Genomic DNA, 23,826 nt, shown 5'->3' on the forward strand with positions numbered 1-23,826 from the left:
CGATCTCGTAATGGAATGAAATACGGGAAGTTGCAGGTGTGGCGGCGCCCGGCGGCGGGGCGGACCCGCGGCGGGGCCGTTCCGGGCCGTGTCCCGGCGAGACCCGGTGGCCCGTCGCATGGTCGTCTGCCCGATCGCGGACCCGTCAGCGGGCGAGCAGGATCCTGGCCGTGGCGCGCTCCGCACCGACCCGGACGGCGACCAGGTAGGCGCCCGAGGGCAGGAGCCGACCGCGGTCGTCGCGGCCGTCCCACGGAATCTCGAAGCGGCCCGCATCGACGTGGCCTCGCCACAGTTCCCGCAGGGCGCGGCCGCGAAGGTCGTGGACCCTGACCGCCCCCCGTCCCGACACGGTGGTCGTGAAGGAGACGGTGGTCCGGGGATTGAAGGGGTTGGGATGGACTCTCATCGCGAGCACGCCGGCGGCCGGTACGGCGGTGGCGGACGTCAGCAGCGTGAAGGTCATGGTCCCCAGCGGGACGCCCGGTGTGAAAGGCGTCCCGTCGATGGGCGCGATGGGCCCGGAGGGGGAGGTGTCCTGGTTGCCCGACGTGTACGTCACGCCGCTGTCGGTGCCGGCGTCGTAGGGCCACATCTCCACGGTGATCTCCTCGATACAGGCGTCCCCGTCGCGCAGATCCAGGCCGGCGACGCCCGTGAACCAGTCGGGGCTGGGCGCGACCATGGTCACGACCGTCGCCAGGGGGAACGAGGGCGTGGCCGTGAACTCGGTGCTCAACGAGCCGGGCGAGACGGTGTACGCGTCGCTCGCGATGACCTCGCCGGCCTGTCCGCCGGCGACGGCGTCCCCGACCTCCAGGTCCAGCGGCGTGATGCTGCCCCACTCGGCCATGCGTTCGATGCCGAGACTCGCCGTGTCGCCGAGCGCCCAGAACGCGACCTGGTCGTCGTGTGTGCCGCCGATCAGCCAGGAGAAGTGCGGGCCGGGCGGGAAGTTCTCGGGGTGCGTGGCGGCGCTCCAGGTGGCCGCGAAGGTCCACCCGGTACCGGGCGGGGTGGCCGGGAGCGGCCGCTGCCGTCGTGGTGAGCGCGCAGCACAGCGCGAGGCCGGCGGCGAGGGTCGAGATTCCGATCGCTGGTCTCATCCGGGGGTCCGATCTGCCGGGGATCCTGTCGTCGCTGGTGTCGATACGACAAGATACCCACAGACAGGACGAATACCATCCTCTAATACGCGAGGAAGACGCCGCAGACCGCGCTGGTCAGCCCATCCTCGACGGCGGAGAACGGGATCTCCGGGGTGAAGCGTTCCACGCCGAGCTTCAGGTTCGCGTTGTGGCCCTGCGCGAAGTACGACAGGCCCAGGCGCAGCGAGGTATAGCCGCCCGTGCCGTCGGCGGCGTCGCTGGTCCAGGACTCGTACTCGACCCAGGGTTGCCAGGAACCGCCGAGCAGGTAGCTGGCCTGGGCGTAGAATCCGCCGCCCTGGGACCGCCTGAGATCAAGGGTGACCGCGGGCGCCGGCGCCGCGGCGGGCGTCACCAGGCGGACGGCGCCGCCGAAGTCGAGCGCCGTGTAACCGCCCTCCACGGTCAGCGTGCCCCCGCCGAGCGGTTTCTCCAGGAAGACGTCGGCGGCGAGCATGGCGTAATCGACGGTCCCGCCGCCGGCGTCGGCCGCCACGCTCTGCTGGGTGTCGTAGGACAGGCCGAGCCCGACGGTGTTCTTGCCGCCCAGGTAGTAGGACGAGACGGAGAACGCCTCCTCGGCGTCGCCGAAGTTCAGCTGCACGCGCCCCGCGTAGCGCTCCGCATCGGCGCCGGCGGCCTGTATGCCGTCGTAGACGCCGAGGTAGTACTTGAGGTGGACGTCGGCGGCGAGGGCACCCGTCCCGAAGAGCGTCACGCCCATGTCGCGGGCGCCCTCTTCGCCGCGCAGGCCGGAGCCGCCGGGTTCGTACGTCGCGTTGGCGAACACCGTCAGCACGTCCGCGCCCCGGTTGAGGCACTTGCCGGCCAAACCGGGGCGGTCGATGGCCAGACGGGCGGCGGCGGAGGTCAGCTCCTGGCGGGAGGTGGGCGCCTTGTGCAGTCCCAGGAAGAAGCGGGCGCCGGGGTGCGTCGCGTACTCGATCCGCGCGTCGGTCATGCGCATGGTCGGGCCCACTTCGTCGGTGGCGCCGTTGATGGCCGTCTGCAGGAAGCAGGACAGCTTCTCGTTCACCAGGCCCGAGAGGCGGAAGCGTCCGCGGCGCAGCACGAAGTCCTGGACGTTCTCGAACGCGCCGTCGCCGTCCAGATCATCCTGACTCTGGACGACCATGAACTGCAGCCGGAAGCCCAGATCGATCAGGGAGCCGTCGCCGAACTCGAGACGCGCGCCGCCCCGGGCGGCGGACGCGGCGACGGCGCTCAGGGCGAAGACGGACAGGATCGTCTTGATCGTTCCATTCATGCGAATTCCTCGCTGTCGGTACGGGTGACGTGTCGCGTAGGAATGTCGCGCCCGGCCGCGGAGACTTCAATCGCCATTTTCGGGCTCGTCGGCGGGTCGCGGGGATGCCGGGGTCACCGGTTCCGGACTAGTCCTTCAGATCGTCCAGGATCTCCCCGGTCACCTGCGGGCTGCTCACCGGATCGAAGGCATCGAGGCGCTGGGCCGGGGACAGGATGCGCTGGTGCTCGGCGTCGATGGGCGCGATGCCCACGCTCTGATCCCCGCGGACCTCTTCGTGCGGCTTCCTTTCGCCGTGACGGCGGGGCTTGACGGCGTTGAGGTCGACGAGCAGCACGGCCGCTTCCATCTCCTCCAGGGTGGCCGTCGGCGGCGGGTCGTTGACGCGGGTGCCGTCGCTCTGGATCACCGCGAGGGTGCGCAGCGAGCCGGTGGCGAATTCCACCTCGTGCAGGGTCTGGGGCCGGTCGGTGAGGTTGCGGTAGATCTTCAGGTCGTAGCCCATCACGTCGGCCACGTGCCGGTTGTCCGGCCGCTTCTCGAGACCGATCTCCTCGCCGACCAGATGGGCGATCCGGCCGCCGCCGAGCTGGGCCGGGCAGACGATGCGGTTCACGCCGGCCTTGAGCATCCTGGCTTCCAGGGACCGATCCTCGGCGCGCGCGATGACGACGACGGCCGGATTCAGGTCGCGGGCCGACAGGGCCACGAAGACGTTGTCGGCATCGTGGGACAGGGCGGCCACGACCGCGGCCGCGCGCCGCACGCCGGCGCTGAGCAGGGCGGTATCGCTGGTGGCGTTGCCGGGCATCACGGCAAGACCGGAGGCGCGGGCTTCGGCCTGGCGCTCCTCGTCCTTCTCGATGACGGCGAGGGTGGCGCCCATGGCGCTCAGCTCCGCGCAGATCGACGCCCCGATGCGACCGTAACCGCAGACGATCACGTGATCCTTCAGGCGGGAGAGTGTCCGTTCCATGCGTCGTCTCCTCCAGTACTCGCTCAGGTCGCCCTCGATCAGCAGACGTGTGAACTGGGCCGCGAACGCCGCCGCGGCGCCGAGGCCGAAAACCACCAGGACGAGGGTGAAGGCCCGGCCGGGGCCCGAGAGCTCGTGGACCTCGCCGAAACCGATCGTCGTCAAGGTGATGATGGTCATGTAGAAGGCGTCGAACAGCGGCCAGCCCTCGATCAGCACGAAACCGGCCGTGCCGCACGCGATGACGGCGGCCGTGATGATCAGGACATGGCGCAGCAAGCGGCTGTTGGTCTGCATGACCGTCCGTTCGATCGATCCGTGGGATTCGTTCTCGGTTAATCGTCGGCCGGGATGCGGGCGGATTGAGGGCGGAATGGGAGGCGGGAATCCGGAGAGACGGCTGATCTGGCGGTCGAGGGGCTCTTATCGTCACCGCAGCCAATGCCCGAGCATCACCCCGACAAACGTGGCGACAGCGTAGCCCAGCGTGCCGCAGAGGATCGCCGGCAGGACCAGGTGCTGCCAGCGCCGCGCCACCGCCATGGCCGCGGCGGTGGTCGGGCCGCCCATGTTGGCGTTCGATGCGATGACCAGCTCGGTGAGGTCCAGCCCGGCGGCCTTGCCGGCCGCCAGCAGGACGGTCAGGTGCACCGCGAGGATCACCGCGGCGAAGACGAAGAGAGACGGCCCGACGCTCAAGACCACGCCGATGTTGGCGCTGGCGCCGATGACCGCGAAGAAGATCTGCATCAGGAATGCGCCCACCACCTCCGCCCCGGCCAGGTTGCGGAGCTGGCGCGAAAAAGCGGTGGCCAGCACGACCGTCAACGCGGTGACGACCAGGATGCCGCCGCCCTGAAGTCCCAGCAGGTCGGCCAACCCATAGCCGACGGCGCATAGCCCCGCCCCGAGCGCGAGCGCGGAGGCGGTGCGCAGCAGGTCCGGCGGGCGCGAGGCGTCGGCCTGGGCCACCGACGCGCCGCCGGTGCCCGCGGACGCGCTCCCCGCCGTGTCCCGGATGCGATAGCGGGACCGCAGCCAGACGAGCGACGGCAGGGCGAACAGCACCAGGAAGTAGAGCGCCATCACCAGGTTGTCGGCTGCGACGCCCGCGGTCAGCAGGTCGCCCGACTGGAGCTGCACCGCTTCGGCGGCGGCGGCGTAGTTCATCGAGCCGCCGATGTAGGTGGCGCAGAAGATGGCGGCCAGCTTCCAGCCCTCGGGGCCCAGCGGCACGACGTGGAAGGCGACGACCGTCCCGATCACCGTGCCTGCGGCGCCGATGACGTAGGCCAGCAGGGTCGGGCCGGCCTCCCGCAGGATGCGGCGCAGATCGGCCCGCAGCAGCAGCAGCGGTATCGCCAGCGGCACCAGGTAGGACCAGACCACGTCGTAGGCGGGCACGTCCGCGGCGGGGATCACGCGCAGGTTGGACAGGGCGAAGGTGAAGCCCATGGTCAGGACGGCGCCGGACAGCTTGCGGCCGACCTTCGTGTTCTCGGCCCAGAGACCGAAGGCGGCGCCGGCCAGCAGCACCGACCAGATGGCCCAGGTCATGTCGTGGGGGATCAGCGGATTCAAGGCGGGCTCCGTTCCCGGTCGGACCGATCGCGAGTTTCACGCCGTGACGTGCGCATCTACACATACATCATATTCGGTTCGGAACCAATTCCGATTACCCCGTCTGGCCCGCGCGGGATTTTCCGCTGCGGCGCCGGTTGGCGCGATCTGCTACCTTCGAGCCGCTCGCGTCGCAACGCACACGCATCGAAAGGGCCGGGAAGATCATGGGTAATAGGCCGGGTTTCTTCAAGTCGTGCCTGTTCGGCTGTCTGGGGTTGCTGGTCTTCGGGTTCCTCTTCGCGGCCGTCTCCGCCCTGCTGGCCTGGCGCGGACTCGGCGGCCAGGAGTTCGAGGAGGCGCAGCTGGCGCCCGTCGCGGCTGCGGGGATCGGCGCGCAGATATCGTCGGCGGGCCGCGTGATCCTCGCCCTGGGCCACGGCGAGTTCTGGATCCGCCCCGCCGAGCCGGGCGAGGGCCTGCGGGTCGAGACCCGTTACGACAAGGAGGCCTACACGCTCGTGGACGAGTTCGAGAGGTACCCGGACAAGACCTGGATCTACAGCCTCGACTTCCACAGGACCATGCCTGGGCTGCAGGCCCTGTTCCGCGTCCTGATGGGCGCCGACACGGAGAACTACGTCCATGTCTACCTGCCGCCGGACGTGCCTATCGCCCTGGAGATCAAGGTGGAGGAGGGCGGGTTCGAGGCCGACATCGGCGGTCTCTGGATCACCGACGCCGCCATCGTCTACCGCAAGGGCGGTTTCGAATTCAACGTGGACGAGCCCCTGCGCGAGCCCATCGAAAGGCTGTCGATCAGGGGGTCCATGGGCGGCTTCGAGGCGTCGCGGCTGGGCAACGCCAGCCCGCGTTACCTGGACATCCATTGCCGCATGGGCGGCGCCGACGTGGATCTCGGCGGCGACTGGATCCGCGATTGCGACGTGAACCTCTCGGTGAACATGGGGGGCATGAGCGTGCGCGTGCCGCAGGGAGTGACGGTGAGCGGCATCGACGATCGCGTGGCCGGCCTGCGGACCGACGTGCCCGAGATACCCGTCCCGACGCTCCGCTTCACGTTGCGCGAGAAGATGGGCGAGGTCGAGGTGCTGCAGCAGTGACCGCGGTCATGGCGTGCCGGCTTTCGCCCGCTGCCTACAGATCGCGCCGCTCGAACGCGCCCACCGCCAGGACCAGCAGCAAGACGGATAGGGCGGTGAACGCGACGGCCGGTCCGGGCGCCAGCTCGCCGGCCAGGGTCACGCCCGCGCGGTGGTAGGCGAAGATCGACACCGCCCGCCAGCCGGCCAGCTCGGGCGAGATCAGGCGCACGGTCTCGAAGACGTAGCTCCCGATCACCACCCCGCCCGCCAGGATGGCGGCGTGCCGGCTCGTTCGCATGGCGCACGAACCGAACACGGCCAGCGCGACGAACAGCCAGGTCGGCGGCAGACCGTTGAAGGTCGCGGCCAGGAGGTAGATGCGGTCGATGTCCGCGCCGACCGCGGCGCAGGCGGCGACCAGTCCGGCGGCGACCATCGCGGCGACCGCGGCGACGGCGGTGGCGATGGCCAGGTACTTCTCCAGGACCACGCGCCGGCGGCTGATCGGCAGCGCGAGCAGCATGTCGACGGTCTTGTGCTCCAGCTCCCCGGTCAGCGCGCGAGAACCCTGCGAGACCCCCATCACCGCCAGCAGCAACGGCAGGATGTCGAAGAGCTTCAGCTTGAGGAAGCCCTCCAGGGTGAACACCGAGTCGATGTCGCCCAGGAAGGTCTTGAGCACCGGCGGCAGGCTCTTCAGGAACGTCAGGATCTCCGGCATCTTCTGGAACGCCGGGAAGAAGACCACGTTGAGCGCGGCGGCCGCCGCCAGGCCGAGACCCCAGGCGGCGATCAGCCCGCGCAGGTCGCGCAGGGTCTTGAGGTAGATGCTACTCAGCACGACGGCTCGCCTCCCGGCCGTAGAGGGTCAGGAAGAACTCCTCGAGACTCGGCTTGCGGCTGATCACGTCGATCACCTCGAACGGCGAGGCCGCGGCCAGCAGCGGTCCGAGCGGCCCGCGCACGCGGCATTGCAACCAGCGGCCGGCGGCCTCCACCTCGTCCACGTCGGGCAGGACGGCGAAGACCGCGGCATCCGGCTCGCGCGCGCATTCCAGCCGGACCAGGCGCAGCGCCCGCTCCTGGAGCGCCGACACCTCCTCCACGGCGATCAGCCGCCCGTCCCCGACGCTCGCGATGCGGTCGCAGGTCTTCTCCACCTCGGACAGGTCGTGCGACGACAGGAAGACCGTCCGGCCCTCGGCGCGCACCTCGCGCACCAGATCGTGGAAGACCTGGCGCACCAGCGGATCGAGCCCGCTGGTGGGTTCGTCGAGGATCAACAGCTCGGGCCGCGGCGCGAAGGCCTGCAGCAGGGCCAGTTTCTGCTTGTTGCCGTGGGAGAGATCGCCGATCGGACGCGTCAGGTCAGAGCCCAGGCGCTCGGCGAGCGAGCGCAGCAGGGCCTCGTCGACGCCGCCGCGCAGGGAGGCGAGGTAGGTCATGAGCTGCGCGCCGGTCAGGTTCTCGTACAGGTTGAACTCGCCGGGCAGGTACCCCACCGCCCGGCGGGTGGCGATGCTCTCGTCGCGGCAATCGCGGCCGAGGATGGATGCCGTGCCGCGCGTCGGGCGGATCAGATCCAGCAGCAGGCGGATCGTCGTGGTCTTGCCCGCGCCGTTGGGGCCCAGGAAACCGAAGATCTCGCCCCTCTCGATGCGCAGGTCCAGCCCCTCGATGCCGCGTACCGGTCCGTAGTACCTGGTCAGGTCGCGACAGATGATGGCGGGTTCGTTCATCTGCAGGTTCCCATCATGGAGATTCGGCGCGGTCTCGTAGTCGGAGCCGACGCCGTGGCAGAGGATAAGCCAAAGGCGCGTCGGTTTCTAAGCTAAACCTCGGCGTTGCGTCTGCGGGCTCGTGCGAGGTGTACGGATATGCACACAGCGCGTTGCGCTATCGTCGACGTCTCGCCAGAGACTCCCGTTTGCGGGATCGCGGCTTCGATACCTGTTACTCCTTGATTATGAAGAGGTTGGACATGCCCCCGGCCCTCGGGCACGCCGGCGGCATGGGAATTGGTGTGTCGGGGCATGAGCAAGACCGGCGTCGGCCGGGAGGAGTGGAAAGAGAGGAGAAAGCCATGAAACGCGCGATCCTGTTCCTGTTCACCATCGCCATCGCCGCCATGACTGGAGCCCCGACCCTGGCCGCGACCGGGTTTCCCGATGAACCGGTGACCTTCGAAAAGCGCGGCCTATCCGGCCCCCGTTTCGGCATGACCTATGTCACCGGGCACGGTGCGCTGTACGCGGACCTGGAGAGGGAAGGCATGGGCCGCGTCCTGAGCCAGTTCGGCTGGCATTTCGAGCACCAGGTCATCCCGCAGGGGGGCGGCCCCCAGTTCGTGGTCGAATTCGTGCCCATGATCGCCGGCGTCGAATACGGCAAGTTCATTCCCAGCGGCACCCTGGCCATGGGCGTGCGCCTGCCGAGCGGCGTCGAGTTCGGGCTCGGTCCCAACCTGATGTTGACCAAGTCCGAGCTCGAGCAGACGGAGATCAACACGGCCCTGGTGATGGCTGTCGGCAAGAGCTTCGATTACGGCGGGGTCAGCGTTCCCATCAACCTGACCTACGCCACCAACCCCGACGGCAACCGCGTCTCGCTGATCATCGGGTACGCCGTGGCGAAGGTCGCCGGCGACTAGACCCCGTGGAGCCCGACGTCGCGATCGCGGCGGCGTCGGGCTCGTTGTGCTGGCATGCGATCGTGGGGTAGTATGGGACGACGCGTGTCCTGCCGGCGTCAGCCGGAGGGATTTCATCTGGCCGGGACGGTCCGTGCCGGCCGCGGGTGGGGAGTCTCCGCTTGAGCATCGATCGACGCTGGTTCTTCATGCTGATATCCGCGCTGGCCCTGGTCGCGGGCGTGTGGGGGTTCACCATCCAGGTCCATGAGGGTGTGCTGCCGCGCGACCTGGCGGCGGACGATCTCGCCTACCCCCTGCAGGCCGCCTCGCGTACCGCCCGTTCCCCCGCGGAACTCCGGTTCATCGTTCAGGACCTCCCGCCCGGGGCCGAGCTGCGGATAGAGCAGCCGGGCCGCGAGCCCCTGCGGGTGGAACTGGCAAGCAACTTCTCGTCGTCGTATTACGGCGTGACTCTCTTCAGCGGGCTCTTTTTCTGGGTCGTCGCCACCCTCGTTTTCGCCTGGCGCGTGGGGAAGCCCGTCGTTGCCGCGTTCTACTGGATCACGCTCCTGTACGGTCTGGCCGTGATGATCGGAGGCGTCTACTATCATCCGGACCCCGCCCAGCCACGCATCGTGCTGCCCCTGATCCAGCTGGCCTGCCTCGCCTTCCTGCCGCCGGCTTTCGTTCGTCTCGCGCTGTCGTTTCCCCGCCGCAAGGTTGTACTCGAGCGTCGGCCCTGGCTGATGCCGGCCCTGTGGCTGGCATCGGGCGGCATGCTGGCGTGGCAGGCCGCCGGCTTCCTGCGGTATTTCGGCGAACCCACGTCCGGGAATTTCGAGAGACTGGAGACGCCGCAGCTGGCGGCCGATGCGCTGCTGGTGATCCTGGTCCTGGCCGGCCTCGTCGTGCTCACCCGCAGCGGCATGCGCGCGGAGCGAATACGGGAGAAGAAGCAGGTTCGCTGGTTGCTGTGGGGGTTCGCCGTCGGTGCTGCGCCGTACGTGTTTCTGCGCACGCTGCCCCAGCTGATAGGTCTCGAACCACCGCTCCCGCCCTTCTTCGACCGGATCCTGGAGCTCGCCGTGCCCCTGGCCTTCGTGTTCGCGGTCGTGTACGACCAGTTCCTCGACATCGACATCATCATCCGCCGGAGCCTGATCTACGGCGCGCTGGCCTCCGGGCTGGTGCTCCTGGTGCCGGTGCCGATCCTGGCCCTGTGCAGGCGCCATCTGGCCGGTACGTTGTCATGGATACCCTTGACCTCCGCGGCCTGCGGCCTGGCCGCCGGCCTGCTCTTCTCCCCCCTGCGGGACAGGATCGGCGACTGGGTGGACCGTATCTTCTTCAAGATCGAGCGCGACCGCGACGCGGCCCTGGCCGGTCTGGCCGGACGCCTGGACTCGGCGACGGGTCTCGAGGAGCTGGCCCGGCTCGTCGACGAAATTGTGGGCCGCGTGCTCGCCCCGCGCCGCCACGGCGTGATCGTCTCCTCCGGCGACGGCTTCATCCGATCCGGGGACTTGCCGGACAGCGGGACGGAAGAGCTCTTCGCGACATGTCGCGACAGCCTGATCGCGGAGAACGAGCCCGCCGCCGGCCCCGGTTGCACCTGCTTGCCCGAGATCGAGCTGGAAGACTTTCCGCGGCGCCTGTCACGTCTCGGCATGGACTATATCCAGCCCATGTGCAGGGAGGATCGCCTGGTCGGCGCCATCCTGATCAGCCGGCGCGCCACCGATCGCCGCTTCATCGAGCAGGATGTGGACTGGCTGTCGGACTGCGCGCGCGTCGCGACCGACGCGGTCAGGCGCATCGAGATCGTGCAGGTGGCGGCGTTCGAATCCATGCGACGGCGTCAGGTGGACAAGCTCAGCCGGCTAAAGACGAATTTTTTGTCCCGCGTCGCGCACGACCTGCGCACGCCCCTGGCGTCGATCGACTGGTCGGTGCAGAACATGGTCGACGGACTGGCCGGAGAGATGAACGAGAAGCAAAGGTCCTATCTGGGGTCGGTGAGGGAGTCGGTCGATCATCTCGGCAGCCTCGTGAACAACCTGCTGGAGATCAGCAGGCTGGAGAAATCGGCCATCGAGCTGCCGCTGAGCGAGCTGGCGCTCAATCCGCTGCTCCTCAGCGTGGTGCAAACGGCCGAACCGCTGGCGGAGAGAAGACGCGTGGATCTGACGCTCTCGGTGGAGCCGGAGGATCTGCACGCGAGGGGTCACGCCGCGAAGCTGCGCGAGTCGCTGCTGAACCTGGTGGACAACGCCATCAGGTATTCTCCGACCGGAGGCGCCGTCGAACTCCATGCCCGGCGGTCGTCCGACGGACGCGTGGAGATCTGCGTGCGCGACCACGGTCCGGGATTGGGCGATCTGCGGCAGCCGTTCGATCGCTTCGTGCAGGGCGCGGCGAGTCCGCACGCCACGCAGCAGGGTTTCGGGCTCGGACTCTACATCGTGCGGGAATATCTGAACCTGATGGGCGGTGAGGTGACGGGAGAGACTCATCCCGACGGCGGGGCACGGTTCCGCTGTCTCCTGCCCGCCGGATGACGCGGAGGGGGTTGTTCGTGAAAGCTGCAGTGCTGATAATCGACGACGACGCGACCCTGCGGAAAGCCCTCGAGGATCGCTTCGCGTACTGGGGTCACGTGGTCGATACGGCGGCCGACGGAGACGAAGCCCTCGGGATGGCGGCCCGCGAGACCTTCGATCTGATCCTGCTGGACCTGTCCATGCCCGGACTGTCGGGTCTGGAGGTGCTGGAGCGCCTGAGGGCGGCCGGCTGCCGGGCGGACATCGTGGTGCTCACGGCCCACGGCTCGGTCCGGAACGCCGTGGAGGCGCTCAAGGCTGGCGCCGACGACTTCCTGACCAAGCCGTCGGATTTCGAGCTGCTGAAGCGGGTCGTGGACCGATCCCTCGAACACCGTCGCCTGCGCAGGGCCAACCAGGCGCTGGCCGCGCGCGACGACGGCGCGGTGATCGGCGAATCGGCCGTGATGGCGAACCTGCTCGCCACGGCCGCGCGGGCCGCGAAGTCCGATGCGACGGTGGTGCTGCGCGGGGAGAGCGGCACCGGCAAGGGCATGCTCGCGGAGTACGTCCACCGCGCGAGCCCGCGCGCGCGTGGCCCCTTCGTCTACGTGAATTGCGTGGCGATCAGCGACGAATTGATCGAATCGACCCTCTTCGGGCACGAGCGGGGCGCGTTCACGGGCGCGGTCCGGCGCAAGGACGGCAGGCTCGAGGCGGCGGGCGGAGGCACCGCCTTCCTCGACGAGATCGGAGACATCAGCGCCAACCTGCAGACCAAGCTGCTCCATTTCCTGGAGACGGGGCAGTTCGAGCGGGTCGGCGGCAACCAGACCGTGCGCGTGGATTGCCGCATCATCGCCGCCACCAATCGCGATCTTCACCAGGAGATCGCCGAGGGCCGGTTCCGGGAGGATCTCTATTACAGGCTCAACGTGATCTCGCTGGATGTCCCGCCCTTGCGCGAACGCGCCGGCGATATCGTCCTGCTGGCCGGAGTCTTCCTGAAAAGGTTCGGCGCCGAACTGAAGCGCGGGACCCTGCGTTTCGCCGGGAAGACCCTCGAGATCATGAACGAATACGCCTGGCCGGGAAACGTGCGACAGCTGAAGAATGCGGTCGAACGAATGGTCGTGTTGACCCCGTCCGACGTCTTGTCCCCGGGACTGCTGCCGCCGGAGATACTGAGCGGGGCGCCGATGGGCGCTCGGACCGATCCCGCGGGCCTGCACTTCAAGGAAGCCGTGAACGTCTTCAAGCGCCGCTTCCTGGGCGAGGCGCTGTCCCGGGCCGGCGGCAACCAGACGCGCGCCGCCAAGGACCTGGGTCTGCAGCGGAGCTACCTGAACAAGCTGCTGAAGGAGCTGGGCGTGAGGGCCGGTCCCGATCGTCGCGACGGCTGAGGCTTCGCTATCCAAATCCAGCCAGGCGGGACGGCTGTGCCGTCCCGCCTTTTCGCAACTCCGGTCATGCGGGCGCTATTCGTCGTCGAGACAGCGCGTCACGGCGTCGTATCTCTTGACGCCGGTGGTGGAGTTGACCAGTCGCGTGAAGTGGATCTGCGGACCGCCGGTCTCCATGGTCATGCGCCGGTCCACCGAGACGACCCGGCTCGAACAGCCACGGTGGCGCCCTGCCTGGCGTCCGCTGACCTTCGCCAGGAAGGACGGGCCGACGGGTTCGCCGGTGGAGATGTCCACGGGTGTCGCCTCGAGCACGCCCCGGTAGCCGCCCCGGTAGGCATACCGGCCGCCGCCGGTGACCGTGGTCCTGTTGTCGAATACCAAGGGGCCCGTCACGTACAGCCAGTCGTACGGACTCTCCATGCAAAACGGACGGGGGACGAACTGCCCGTAGGTGATGGTGACGGTATCGGCGAACACGCCGGGCTCGACGGGGGTGGCGCCCGTCAGATGCAGGACCGTGCCTTCGCCGTCCGAGACCAGGGGGACGGACTCGCTCACCGGCTGCGAGGGTCCGCCCACCAGCGCGATCAGCTCCGCAGGCAACCCGTTGTAGATCTCCGGGGGTATGTCCCTGAACGACGGGGCCGCGTTGATGGCGCCGGTCGACGCCAGCGGTGCGTCCGGGTCCAGCAGGCCGCTGCGCATCAGGTCGGCGACGACCAGCTGCTGGGCGATCTCCCAGCCCAGGACCTGGTGGTCGGCGGTGCCGGGGATCATCACCTCGAAATGTGCGCCGCCGAGCGTCCAGGTGCCTCCATCGCCGAAAGACTCGCCGGCGTGGAACAGTCTCAGGTGCGCGCGCAGCGGGGCGTAACCGCCGAGCTGCAGCTGGACGACGGAACCGAGCCAGCCCTCCTCGCCGGCCCAGGCGGTCTGTACGTCGCCGCCGACGGCATCGGCCCAGATCGCATCGAAGGGAGCGGCCGGCGGGAAGCCGTAGGCCGTGCGGTCGCCGTCCAGCGACATCAGGGCGGCCCGGATCTGCACGGGATCGGCTTCGCCCACGAAGACGAGGTTGACCGGATCCATCGGCGCGCCATCGTAGGACGTGCCCGTATACGGCCAGCAGGTGAGGCTCTCACCGGCGAACTGGATGTTCACGAGTCCCGGCGGAGGCGTGTCGCCCCATTGCCGGAAGCGGGTGATATCCTGGTCGGTCGGCGCCGGGAACCCGTGCTCCCATGAATCGTCCTCGACGGGCATGATCGAGTCTCCGGGCAGAAGGACGGGGTCGACGACGTCTTCGTCGGAACATCCCGAGATCCCGAGCATGCAGCAGCTCAGGATCCAGACATAGACTACGACACGTTCGCTTTTCATGCCGATCTCCTTTCGGGTGGCGGTTCGATCCGGGACTCGTCGCATCGACGAGGCCCCACCGGGATCCCGCTGCATGAGGATCAAGGACCGGACCACGCCGGCCGGATCGATCGCCCCGGCCGCATCCGGAACGGGGCCTTCGGATTGGGCGACTTGTTCCCGGCGGCGGGACCGCGCCGGCGGGCGCGGCGGTGTCGACGCTCGCGCACAGGCCTGTGCGGTGAATCGTTCTGTCCGGCACTAATCGCTCGCCCGAGGCGCGATCGTGCGGCATAGTCTGTCCGTCACGCGCCGCCCATGCCGTTCGCCGATCGGACAACGATGCTCGACGCCCTCGTCATCCTGGGTTACTTCGCGGTGGTCATGGTCGTGGCCGTGCGCGCGCGCCTGCGCCACGACGCCACGTCCGAGCAGTACTTCGTCGGCGACCGCAACCTGGGCTGGTGGTCCATCGCCGCGTCGACGATCGCCACCAATCTGCACGCGGGCCACTTCCTGGCGGTCATCGGCTCGGCCTACGCCTTCGGCCTGGCCCAGGCCAACTTCGAGCTGAACGCGGTGCTCGGACTGGTCGTGGCGGCCTTCGTCTTCGTGCCGCTGTATCTGCGCGAGCGGGTCGTGACCATCACCCAGTTCTTCGAGCGGCGGTTCGGCGCCCGGGTGGCCACCACCTACTCGCTGCTGATGATGTTCCTCTACGGCACGCTCTATCTCGGGGCGGTCCTGTTCTGGGGCGGGTATTCCCTGGAGATCCTGTACGGGGACGGGCTGCAGGCCGCCGTGGGCGGCACCCCCGCGCTGCGCATCTGCGCGATGATCGTCCTGCTGGGCGCCTTCTCGGCCACCTACACCTATTTCGGCGGGCTCGGCGCCGTGGTCCGCACCGACATCGTCCAGTTCGTGCTGCTGCTGGGCGGGGGGTTGACGGTCACCCTGCTGGCCGTCGGCGAGTTGGGAGGCTTCGGCGAGCTGTACGCGCAGGTCGGCGACCGGATGCACCTGCACCTGCCCAACTCGCACAAGCAGCTGCCGTGGCTGGGCATAGTGGCCATGCACATGCTCAATCTGCAGTACTGGGGCTGCAACCAGGTGATCCTGCAGCGGTCGCTGGCCGCGCGCAGCCTCCGCGACGCCCAGATCGGGCTGCTGGTCGGCGGCGCCTTCAAGTTCGTCACCGCGGCCATGCTGGTGCTGCCGGGCATCGCGCTGGTCGGCATCCTGGGCGAAGAAAACGCGCTGGTCGATCCGGACCAGGCCTACCTGCGCGTGGTGGAGCTGCTGCTGTCGCCGGGGGTGAAGGGACTGGTCCTGTGCGGGCTGTTCGCGTCCCTGATGAGCAGCGTGGACTCGATCTTCAACTCCATCTCCACGCTGTGGTCGGTGGACATCTACAAGCGTTGGCTCAGGCCGGACGCCGCCGACGCGCAGGTGGTGTCCACGGGGCGCCGCGCGATCCTGGTTACCCTGGCCATCGGCGTGCTCTTCGGTTTCGCCTTCGCCTACGTCAAGCTGGCCAACCCCGAGTTCCCCCTCGATCCCTTCTTCAAGAAGACCAGCTACTTCATCAAGAACGGCTTCGTGGTGCTGATCGCCTCGGCTGTGTTCCTGGCCGGCCCGTCGCGCAGGCTGGTGTGGGCGGCGCTGGTGCTGACCATCCCCATCACGATCGCGTTGAACCTGGTCTTCGCCGGCACACCGTATCTCATCCTGACGAGCGTGATCATCGTGTCGGCGTTCCTGGTGGTTGCCGTCCCGACGATCGCGCGCAACGGTTGGCGGCCGGGAGGGGAGCGGCTGATCAAGGTGGCCTCGAGGGGGATCGGCTGGTTCGGCGCCGCGCTTGGGGTTCTGCTGGCGGTGGCGCACGTCGTGTTCCATTGAGGTCTGGGGTTCCCGCGCATCGAAGGTGTCGCCCGCCTCGAGGAAACGTGTCGTCTCGAGCCCATCGTTTGAGGTGGGATCTTCCGTGGTGTTGGATCTATGATGGGCTCTCCCGGATCCACCGCCGCCGACGGGCTGGCGGGCCGTCACGAAAGGCGTCACGACATGCCGCTGGACATCGACAAGATCATGGATCAGGCCGTGCAGGCGGCGCGGGAATTCTCCCGGCTGGACCAGGCGACCACCGACCGCATCGTCCGCGCCGCCTACGAGGCCGGCTTCGACGCGCGCGTTGATCTGGCGGAGATGGCGGTCGCGGAGACCCGGCTCGGCGTGGTGGCCGACAAGGTGATCAAGAACGCCATCGCCACCTGGCTCGTCCACGAGGACATCAGGGGCCTGCGGACCGCCGGCGTCATCGCCGAGGACCACGACCACGGCATCGTGGAGATCGCGCAGCCCATGGGACCGATCTTCGCGGTCACGCCCATCACCAACCCGACCTCCACGACGCTCTTCAAGGTCCTGATCGCCCTGAAGTCGCGCAATCCGCTCATCATCCGGCCCCACGGCGCGGCGAAGAAATGCTCGATCACGGCGGCGCGGATCTGCTACGAGGCGGCGCTGGCCGCCGGCGCGCCGGAACACTGCATACAGTGGGTGAAGCGCTCCTCGCAGCAGGAGACGCTGGACATGATGGCCCACCGCAAGACGGCCCTGATCCTGGCCACGGGCTCGGTGGAACTGGTGCGCGCGGCGCACCGCTCGGGCACGCCGACCATCGGCGTCGGGCCGGGCAACGTGCCGGCCTACATCGGCAAGAGCGCCGACGTGCCCTTCGCCGTGGAGCAGATCGTCAAGTCGAAGACCTTCGACAACGGCACCGTGTGCGCCAGCGAACAGGCGGTGGTGATCCGCGCCCTGCACGCCGAGCAGGCCCACGCCGAGTTCGCGCGGCGGGGCGCCTACTTCGTGACGGGCGACGAGGTGGGCCGCCTGTCGGAGGTCGCCTTCAACGCGACGCAGCGGATCATGCGCACGGAGGTCATCGGCCAGCCGGCGACCCGGATCGCCGAGATGGCCGGCATCGACGTGCCGCCGGAGACCACGCTGCTGATGGCCGAGCTGGACGACGTGGGCCTGCACTCGCCGCTGTCCCACGAGATCCTCGCCCCGATCCTGGCCTCCTACACCGCCGCCGACCTGGAGCACGCGATCGATCTATGCCGTCGCATCAACCGTCACGGCGGTCTGGGCCACACGGCCAGCATCTTCTCGCGCAACGAGGCGATGATCGAGCGCTTCGCCGAGGAGATGAACGCCGGGCGCATCCTCGTCAACACGCCGGCCTCGCAGGGGGCGCTGGGCGGCACCTACAACGCGCTGCAGCCGTCCCTGACGCTGGGTTGCGGGGCGGGCGGCAAGAACATCACCACCGACAACATCTCCGCCCGCCACCTGATCAACATCCAGCGCGTGGCGCGGCGCAAGGTCGCGGCGCGCATGGAGAGCGAGGTGGCCCACCTGCTGGATCCCGCCTTCTCGGCGCGGGACCTGGAGCGCGACTGCAACCGCGGCTGACGACCAGGCGTCGTCGGCGCCCCCCGCAACAGTGCAACCTCCCTCAGGCGCTCGTCTCGCCCCGCAGCCGCATCACCTCGCGCGCGATCTCCTCGATCGCCATGTAGGAGGCGTCGAAGCTGCGCCAGCCGAACCTGTCCATCAGGTCGTGGGCGTGACGTATCTCGCGCGCCACCTCGCGCTTGTCCACGTAGTAGCCGGTGTGGGCCAGGCCGAGGTGCGTGGAGCGGGCCTCGCGGACGGTCATCAGCCGCGAGACGTTGATGCGCAGGCCGATCACCCTGAGGGGGTCGAGCCTCTGGAGCGCCTTCGGCGGCATTTGATCGGCGATCAGCGGCACGTTGGCCGCCTTGATGCCCCGGTAGGCGAGGGTGAAGCAGGTGGTGCTCTTGGACGCGCGCGAGACGCCGACGATCACCACGTCGGCCTGGTCGAGCTCGTCGGCTCGCTGGCCGTCGTCGTGATTGAGGGTGTAGTCGATGGCGGCGTGGCGGTCGAAGTGCTCGTGGTCCGAGGCGTAGAAGAGCCCCGGCTTGGCCAGGGCGTCGCTCGTGAAGACGTCGTGCAGGGCCGAGAACGCCGGTCCGAGCAGATCAACCAACGGCACCAGCAGTTGCTGCGCGCGCTGCTGGATCTCCTGGCGGGTCTCATCGCTGACCAGGGTGTAGAAGACCGAGGCGTCGCGCGCGACCGCGGCCGCGATGACCGAGTCCACCTGCTCCGCGGTCCGCACCTCCGGCCACACCACGATCTGGTAGGCTTCCGTGGGGAACTGGACCAGCGCCGCCTCGAGCACCTGCTTGCAGGTGTCGCCGCGGCCGTCGGAGACGACGAAGAGCGTGGGGGTCGGCGCATCGATCAACTCGACATCTCCCGTGTCCGGGACATCCGTGCCGGGAACCCGGTCAGATTATCGCAGCTGGTGCGCGCTGTCCGCACGAAAAAGGCGCCGCCGCTGCCGCGACGGCGCCCATAAGGGTCGGCTTGGGCGGCGCTGGGTTGCCCCGCTCGGGGCATGCATTCCCTCAGCCGCTGGCCGTGGAATCCCCTCAACGCGGGGGCGCCACCTTTGCCGAGCCGTGTCTATCAGAACTCACTGGATCACCTCCTTAGCGGGCGAACCGGTTGCGGCGAGTCCCATCTCGCCCGGCCCCCCTGGCCGCCCAGGCCCGGACGCGCGTCCGGGCTAGCCATCGGGACCGTCGCACTGCCGTGCGAGTTGCTTCTGTTGAAGATACCGTCGATCGACGCCGGCGACAAGAGCTCAGCGGCGATCCCCGCCCGGGAACGCGAGCGACTTGCGCTTGTTGACGGGCCAGCCAAGGGAGGCGCCGTCATGAAACCGATCCGAGCCGCCGCCGATCGAATCCGTCGAATCTCCCTCCCACCGAGGATCGCCCTGCTGGTCGTCGGGGCGCTGCTGCTTTTGCCCGTCGCCGGACTGGTTGGCGATATGGTCGATTCCGGCCGCGACGTCCCGGACCTGGACACCCTGCTGTCCGCGACCGCGCCGCCCCCGCCGGCGGCCGGCGGCCTGACGCTCTGCATCGACGGCCCGGAGTTCATGGCGTCCGTGGCGCACGATCTGGCCTCAGCCCGGGAGCGGGTGCTGGTGCAGACCCTGAGCTTCGAGGCGGACGAGGCCGGCTACGCGCTCGCCGCCGCGCTCGTGGACAGCCCGGCCGAGGAGAAGCGCCTGCTGGTCGACGCCTTCTCGCGCTACGTGGTCAGCGACGAGTTCCTCTACGATCCCACGCGTCTCTTCGACGCCTCCCTCGGGCAGGAAGCGCGCCGCACGCTCCGGCTGCTGGAGCACCTGCGCGCCCACGGCGTCGCCGTGCGGTTCGGCCGGCCCTACGGCCCCGGCGAGGACAACCTGGCCGCGCGCGACCACAAGAAGATCGTGGTCGTCGACGACGTGGCCTACGTGGGAGGCATCAACTTCAGCGCGCACAATTTCACCTGGCACGACCTGATGCTGCGGATCGACGACGGCGAGCTCGCCCAGGCCCTGGCCGACGACGTGCGTCGTTCCTGGGGCGGCGTGTCCGGCTCGACGGTGGCGTCGAGCGCGGGCGTGGAACTGGTGACCGGGCGCGGCGGCGGGCGGACCGACATCCTCGACCGGGTCTCTCGCGGCATCGACGCGGCCCGCGCGAGCATCTACCTGGAATGCCCCTACATCACGGAGCCGTACTTCGAGCTGCTGGGCGCGGCGCGCGCGCGGGGCGTCGAGGTGACCATCGTCACCTCGGAGCGCATCAACCGTCTGGCCATGAAGCAGAGCATCATGGACGCCTGCTGCCGCCACGACCTCCGGCTGCGCCTGACCGACGGCGAGATGACCCACGTCAAGGCCATGCTCGTCGACGGCGAGACGCTGTATCTCGGCTCGGCCAACTTCGACTTCCTCAGCTCAACGCTGCAGCCCGAAGTGCTGGCGGTGGTCGATGAGCCGGCCCTGATCGCCCAGTTCGAGCGGAGGGTCATGGAGCCGGGGCTCGCGGGTTCGTGGGTGTGGCCGGCGGAGCGGACCAGCGCCGTGCTCGGCGGGGTCAGCTCGGGGGTGATCGGCGTGGCGAGATCGATCCTGCAGGCCCTGCATGGATCTCGCCGGGAGGATATACGGGCGAGCCGCTGACGGCGATTCCGGACATTCGTCGAGACCGGGATCGCGGCCCGCACCAGGACCAACATCCAGGTCGCGATTTGTGATATAATAACAGCTGGATCTGTTTTCGCAGAACCGTGTAGCCCACCCTTGGAAATCAGCAAAGGGAGCCTCGCAATGAGCAGATTGATACTGACGATCGTGGTGGCGCTCGCACTGGCCGCGGCCGCGCAGGCCAACGTGATCATCAACGAGGTCGACTACGACCAGCCCAGCACCGACACCGCCGAGTTCATAGAGCTCTTCAACGACGGCGTGGCGGGGCATGCCCTGGACGGCATGACCGTGGAGCTGATCAACGGCTCCGGTGCGGCAGTCTACGCGACGATTCCGCTGCCCTCCATCACGCTCGGGCCCGGCGAGTACTTCGTGATCTGCGCCAACCCGGCCACCACGCCCGCATGCGACCTGGACTGGACCCCCGAAACGAACATGATCCAGAACGGCGCACCCGACGCCATCGTCATCAAGGACGACCTGGGCATCATCATCGACGCGCTGAGCTACGAGGGGTCCACCGGCGCGCCCTATGGCGAGGGCAATCCCGTCGTGATCGGCGACGGCACCAGCCTGCACATCGGCCTGTCACGTTTCCCTGACGGGTCCGACACGGACGACAACGAGACCGACTTCAGCCTGCGCTGCATCACGCCGGGCAGCGCCAACACGTCCCATGCATCCGACTGCCTCGATCCCATCGGCAACGAGGATGCGAGCTGGGGCATGCTGAAGACCCTGTACAGGTAAGAAGTACGGCAAGCCGAAGTCGACGATGGGCGGTATCGTGGGGAGCGATACCGCCCTCGCGGTCGTCGTGAACCAGAGAGGATGCCGATGACTCACGCCCGACCGGACGCCGTCGCCCTCGGCCCGCGACTCCGCACCACCGCCTGCGTTGCTGTCCTCACGGCCCTGCTGGCCGCCGCGCCCGCCCTCGCCCCGGCCCAGGGCCAGGATCCGTCCGACGAGATCTTCTACCATTTCATGCCCATCTGCTGGCGCGACTCGGACGGCGACACGTTCAGATTCGGCGACTTCGGCGGCATGACTTCCTCGCTGCCCTACCTGCAGACCCTGGGCGTCACGGCGGTGTGGATGAATCCCGTCTTCCCGTCGGTCGCCTACCACGGCTACCAGCACGGCGCGGGCGACCAGCTCAACCCCTGGTTCGGCGACGAGGGCGACTTCGTCGGGTTCATCGAGGCGGCCCACGCGGCGGGCATCAAGGTCTTCGTGGACTTCGTGGCCTACGGGATCAGCCGCGACGAGGTCTGGTTCCAGGACGCCTACGGCAACCCCGGCAGCGTCTACGACGACTGGCTGGCCTTCACCAACTCGGCCAACACCGAGTACCAGGGCTCGACTTTCACCACCTGGAACGGCGACACGGTGCGGCAGATCTGGTGGGACCTGCGCGACTCCCACCCGGTCGATCTGGTCACGCAGTGGGCGCGGCACTGGCTAGACCCGGACGGGGACGGCGACTTCGCCGACGGCCTGGACGGCTTCCGACTCGACCACGTCTGGCAGACCTATCCCAACGGGCCGGACGGCTGGGGATACCACATCGACACCTTCTGGGCGCCCTGGCGCGCGGCCCTGCGCGACGTCAACCCGGACGTCTTCGTCTTCGCCGAGCAGGCCGACTGGGGCATCAGCGGCGTCGAGCTGCTGGGCGGCATGGACGCGGCCTTCACCAAGCCCTTCGAGTTCGCGGCCCGCGACGCCCTGCAGAACGAGTACGCGTCGGCGCTCTACGGCGCCATGGCCTCGGCCGTGGCTGTCCAGGGCGCGGCGCCCGTGGGAACTTTCCTCTGCACCATCAACGACCACGACATCACGAGACTGGCCACCCAGATCGGCGACGGCTTCGAGAAGGGCAAGGCCGCCGCGGCCATCCTGCTGACCCAGCCCTTCGCGCCGGTCATCTACCACGGCGACGAGATCGGCATGCGCGGCGCCAAGAACACCGGCTACACGGGCGATGCCGCCGACATCCCCATGCGCGAGCCCTTCAAGTGGAACGCCGTGGCCGGCCCGCCCATGAGCAACTACTTCGCGCTCAACGCGGCCGCCTACGCCGGCCGAATCTCGCAGGACAACGACGGCCGGAGCGTGGAGGAGCAGCTCGGCGTTCCCGGTTCGTTGCTGGAGGCCTACCGCGAGCTGATCGCCGCGCGCAGGGACCACGTCGCCCTGCGCCGCGGGGGCTACGCGCCGGTCACGGCGAGCAGCGGCGCGGTGTGGGCCTTCGTGCGCGACCACGCGGATCAGCAGGTACTGGTGGCGATCAACGTCGACGGCTCCGCCAAGAACATGGCCCTCGACCTGGGCGACTTCACGATCGCCGGCGGCGCGACCACCCCGCTCGACCTGCTGACCGGCGCCACCCTTTCGCCCCTGACCGGAGCCAACAAGGACGCCTATCCGCTCGCCCTCGCGCCTTATGGCTACAGGCTGCTCGAGGTGGAGGTGACCGCGCCCGAGCCGCCGCCCAGCCTCGTCGACGGGCGCGGGATCCCGGCCGACTTCGGGGCGGCGGGCCTGCTCGCCACCCAGGACGGTCCCACGCACCTGGGCGACAACGTCTCCGAACTGGACCAGCTCTATGTCCGCGCCCGCGGCGACTCGCTGTTCCTGGGCCTGACGGGGAATCTGGCCCCCGACGGCACCGGCCTCTGCCTGTTGCTGGACTTCGCGCCGGGCGGACAGAACGTGCTCGACCTCTCCGACGTCTCGCCCCCGCCCAACGGCCCGGACATGTTGACCGGTCTGCGCCTTGACGCTGGATTCGCTCCCGACCAGCTGCTCTTCGTCAACACCTTCAGCGGGAACATCTATGTCGATCTCTACGCGCTGCTCGACGGCGGCGGCACCGACAAGACCTACCGCGGCGCCGGCACCGTGGGCGCGGGGCACGGCGTGCTCTCCGGCGGCGTCAATCCCAACGGCCTGCGGGTCGCCCAGGACAACTCCAACACCGGCGGCGTGACCGCGTCCGACGTGTCCGACGCGGCCAGCGCCACGACCGGCTGCGAGATCTACATGTCCCTGGCCGACCTGGGTCTGGCCGGCGGGGACATCGACGGCGTGAAGCTGGCGGCGTTCCTGCTCGAGAGCGGCGGCGATGTCAGCAACCAGTGGCTGCCGGGCCTCGGCGGTCTGACGGGCAGCCTGGGCGTCGCGCCCGACATGACGGAGATCGCGGGGGACCAGTTCGTCGTGCTGGACTCGGCGACGGCCGTCGGGGGACCGGCCGGCGGCGACGGCACGTGGGACCTGTCGGTATCGACCGGCGGCGGCTCCGCTCGCGTCGTGGTGATCAACCTGCGCCTGCCCTCGGCCCGGCTCGTCGGTCTCGCCGTCTACAACGTGCGCGGCGAGCGTGTGCGCGAGCTGTTTTCCGGGCGCGAGCTGCCGGCCGGCGACCACGTGTTCGGCTGGGATGGCCGGGACGATCGCGGCCACGGTGTCCCCGCCGGCGTCTACCTCTGCCGATTGCAGTCGGGAGCAGACCAGCAGGCGCGAAGCGTGGTCCTGGTGAAGTGAGTGCCCAGCCAAGGGCACATCGTAGCTAGCTGGCTGAGAGGTGCCAGCCGGGGTAGATGCCTGTCAGCCCCGTAGCGAGGGGCCGGGTCGTCCGTGGTAACACGACGGCCTAAGCGGCCCGACAACGTC

17 protein-coding genes are annotated in these 23,826 nt (G+C 68.8%); 9 read left to right on the forward strand and 8 right to left on the reverse strand.

Annotated elements, in window-relative coordinates:
• Positions 1-145: 145 nt before the first annotated feature.
• The 4 genes from KJ554_00590 to KJ554_00605 form a co-directional block, all read right to left on the reverse strand.
• On the reverse strand, positions 146-853 hold the full coding sequence (locus KJ554_00590) for a spondin domain-containing protein (GenBank protein ID MBU0740827.1): 708 nt from the start codon (positions 851-853) through the stop codon (positions 146-148).
• A gap of 335 nt (positions 854-1,188) precedes the next feature.
• Positions 1,189-2,415, reverse strand: coding sequence for an OprO/OprP family phosphate-selective porin (locus KJ554_00595; GenBank protein MBU0740828.1), 1,227 nt, complete (start codon positions 2,413-2,415; stop codon positions 1,189-1,191).
• Positions 2,416-2,542: 127 nt separating this feature from the next.
• A complete protein-coding gene (locus KJ554_00600) occupies positions 2,543-3,688 on the reverse strand; it encodes a potassium channel family protein (protein MBU0740829.1) in 1,146 nt (381 codons plus the stop codon).
• A gap of 132 nt (positions 3,689-3,820) precedes the next feature.
• On the reverse strand, positions 3,821-4,948 hold the full coding sequence (locus tag KJ554_00605) for a DUF819 family protein (protein ID MBU0740830.1): 1,128 nt from the start codon (positions 4,946-4,948) through the stop codon (positions 3,821-3,823).
• Positions 4,949-5,178: 230 nt separating this feature from the next.
• Between KJ554_00605 and KJ554_00610 the strand changes: the two genes are divergently transcribed.
• A complete protein-coding gene (locus KJ554_00610; GenBank protein MBU0740831.1) occupies positions 5,179-6,075 on the forward strand; it encodes a hypothetical protein in 897 nt (298 codons plus the stop codon).
• A gap of 34 nt (positions 6,076-6,109) precedes the next feature.
• Here the strand turns inward: KJ554_00610 and KJ554_00615 are convergent, their stop codons facing one another.
• Together KJ554_00615 and KJ554_00620 are read right to left on the reverse strand one after the other, a co-directional pair.
• Positions 6,110-6,898 carry an ABC transporter permease gene (locus KJ554_00615; GenBank protein MBU0740832.1) on the reverse strand — a complete coding sequence of 263 codons (789 nt, stop codon included), beginning with the start codon at positions 6,896-6,898 and terminating at the stop codon, positions 6,110-6,112.
• A complete protein-coding gene (locus KJ554_00620) occupies positions 6,888-7,796 on the reverse strand; it encodes an ABC transporter ATP-binding protein (protein ID MBU0740833.1) in 909 nt (302 codons plus the stop codon). The genes KJ554_00615 and KJ554_00620 overlap by 11 nt, the downstream gene beginning before the upstream one ends.
• Positions 7,797-8,140: 344 nt before the next feature.
• Between KJ554_00620 and KJ554_00625 the strand changes: the two genes are divergently transcribed.
• The 3 genes from KJ554_00625 to KJ554_00635 all read left to right on the forward strand — a co-directional run bounded on the left by KJ554_00625 (position 8,141) and on the right by KJ554_00635 (position 12,632).
• A complete protein-coding gene (locus KJ554_00625) occupies positions 8,141-8,707 on the forward strand; it encodes a hypothetical protein (protein MBU0740834.1) in 567 nt (188 codons plus the stop codon).
• 161 nt (positions 8,708-8,868) lie between these two features.
• Complete coding sequence (locus tag KJ554_00630) at positions 8,869-11,247, forward strand: HAMP domain-containing histidine kinase (GenBank protein ID MBU0740835.1); 2,379 nt, start codon at positions 8,869-8,871, stop codon at positions 11,245-11,247.
• A 17-nt stretch (positions 11,248-11,264) separates the two neighbouring features.
• Entirely contained in the window at positions 11,265-12,632 is a 1,368-nt protein-coding gene (locus KJ554_00635) for a sigma-54 dependent transcriptional regulator (protein MBU0740836.1), read from the forward strand.
• A gap of 75 nt (positions 12,633-12,707) precedes the next feature.
• Here the strand turns inward: KJ554_00635 and KJ554_00640 are convergent, their stop codons facing one another.
• Positions 12,708-14,015: a hypothetical protein gene (locus KJ554_00640; protein ID MBU0740837.1), complete on the reverse strand. Its 1,308-nt coding sequence runs from the start codon at positions 14,013-14,015 to the stop codon at positions 12,708-12,710.
• Positions 14,016-14,336: 321 nt separating this feature from the next.
• Between KJ554_00640 and KJ554_00645 the strand changes: the two genes are divergently transcribed.
• Positions 14,337-15,896, forward strand: a complete 1,560-nt coding sequence (locus KJ554_00645) for a sodium/solute symporter (GenBank protein ID MBU0740838.1) — start codon at positions 14,337-14,339, stop codon at positions 15,894-15,896.
• 102 nt (positions 15,897-15,998) lie between these two features.
• A complete protein-coding gene (locus tag KJ554_00650; GenBank protein MBU0740839.1) occupies positions 15,999-17,477 on the forward strand; it encodes an aldehyde dehydrogenase family protein in 1,479 nt (492 codons plus the stop codon).
• Between the two features lie 43 nt (positions 17,478-17,520).
• Here the strand turns inward: KJ554_00650 and KJ554_00655 are convergent, their stop codons facing one another.
• Positions 17,521-18,339, reverse strand: a complete 819-nt coding sequence (locus tag KJ554_00655) for a kinase/pyrophosphorylase (protein MBU0740840.1) — start codon at positions 18,337-18,339, stop codon at positions 17,521-17,523.
• 474 nt (positions 18,340-18,813) lie between these two features.
• Here KJ554_00655 and KJ554_00660 point away from each other — a divergent pair, with 474 nt between their 5' ends.
• The 3 genes from KJ554_00660 to KJ554_00670 all read left to right on the forward strand — a co-directional run bounded on the left by KJ554_00660 (position 18,814) and on the right by KJ554_00670 (position 23,697).
• Positions 18,814-20,118, forward strand: a complete 1,305-nt coding sequence (locus KJ554_00660) for a phosphatidylserine/phosphatidylglycerophosphate/cardiolipin synthase family protein (protein MBU0740841.1) — start codon at positions 18,814-18,816, stop codon at positions 20,116-20,118.
• 147 nt (positions 20,119-20,265) lie between these two features.
• Positions 20,266-20,895: a lamin tail domain-containing protein gene (locus KJ554_00665; protein MBU0740842.1), complete on the forward strand. Its 630-nt coding sequence runs from the start codon at positions 20,266-20,268 to the stop codon at positions 20,893-20,895.
• Between the two features lie 87 nt (positions 20,896-20,982).
• Positions 20,983-23,697, forward strand: a complete 2,715-nt coding sequence (locus tag KJ554_00670; GenBank protein MBU0740843.1) for an alpha-glucosidase C-terminal domain-containing protein — start codon at positions 20,983-20,985, stop codon at positions 23,695-23,697.
• Positions 23,698-23,826: the final 129 nt, after the last annotated feature.

Source organism: bacterium (assembly GCA_018814885.1).
In the GTDB taxonomy this organism is placed as follows: Bacteria; Krumholzibacteriota; Krumholzibacteriia; order LZORAL124-64-63; family LZORAL124-64-63; genus JAHIYU01.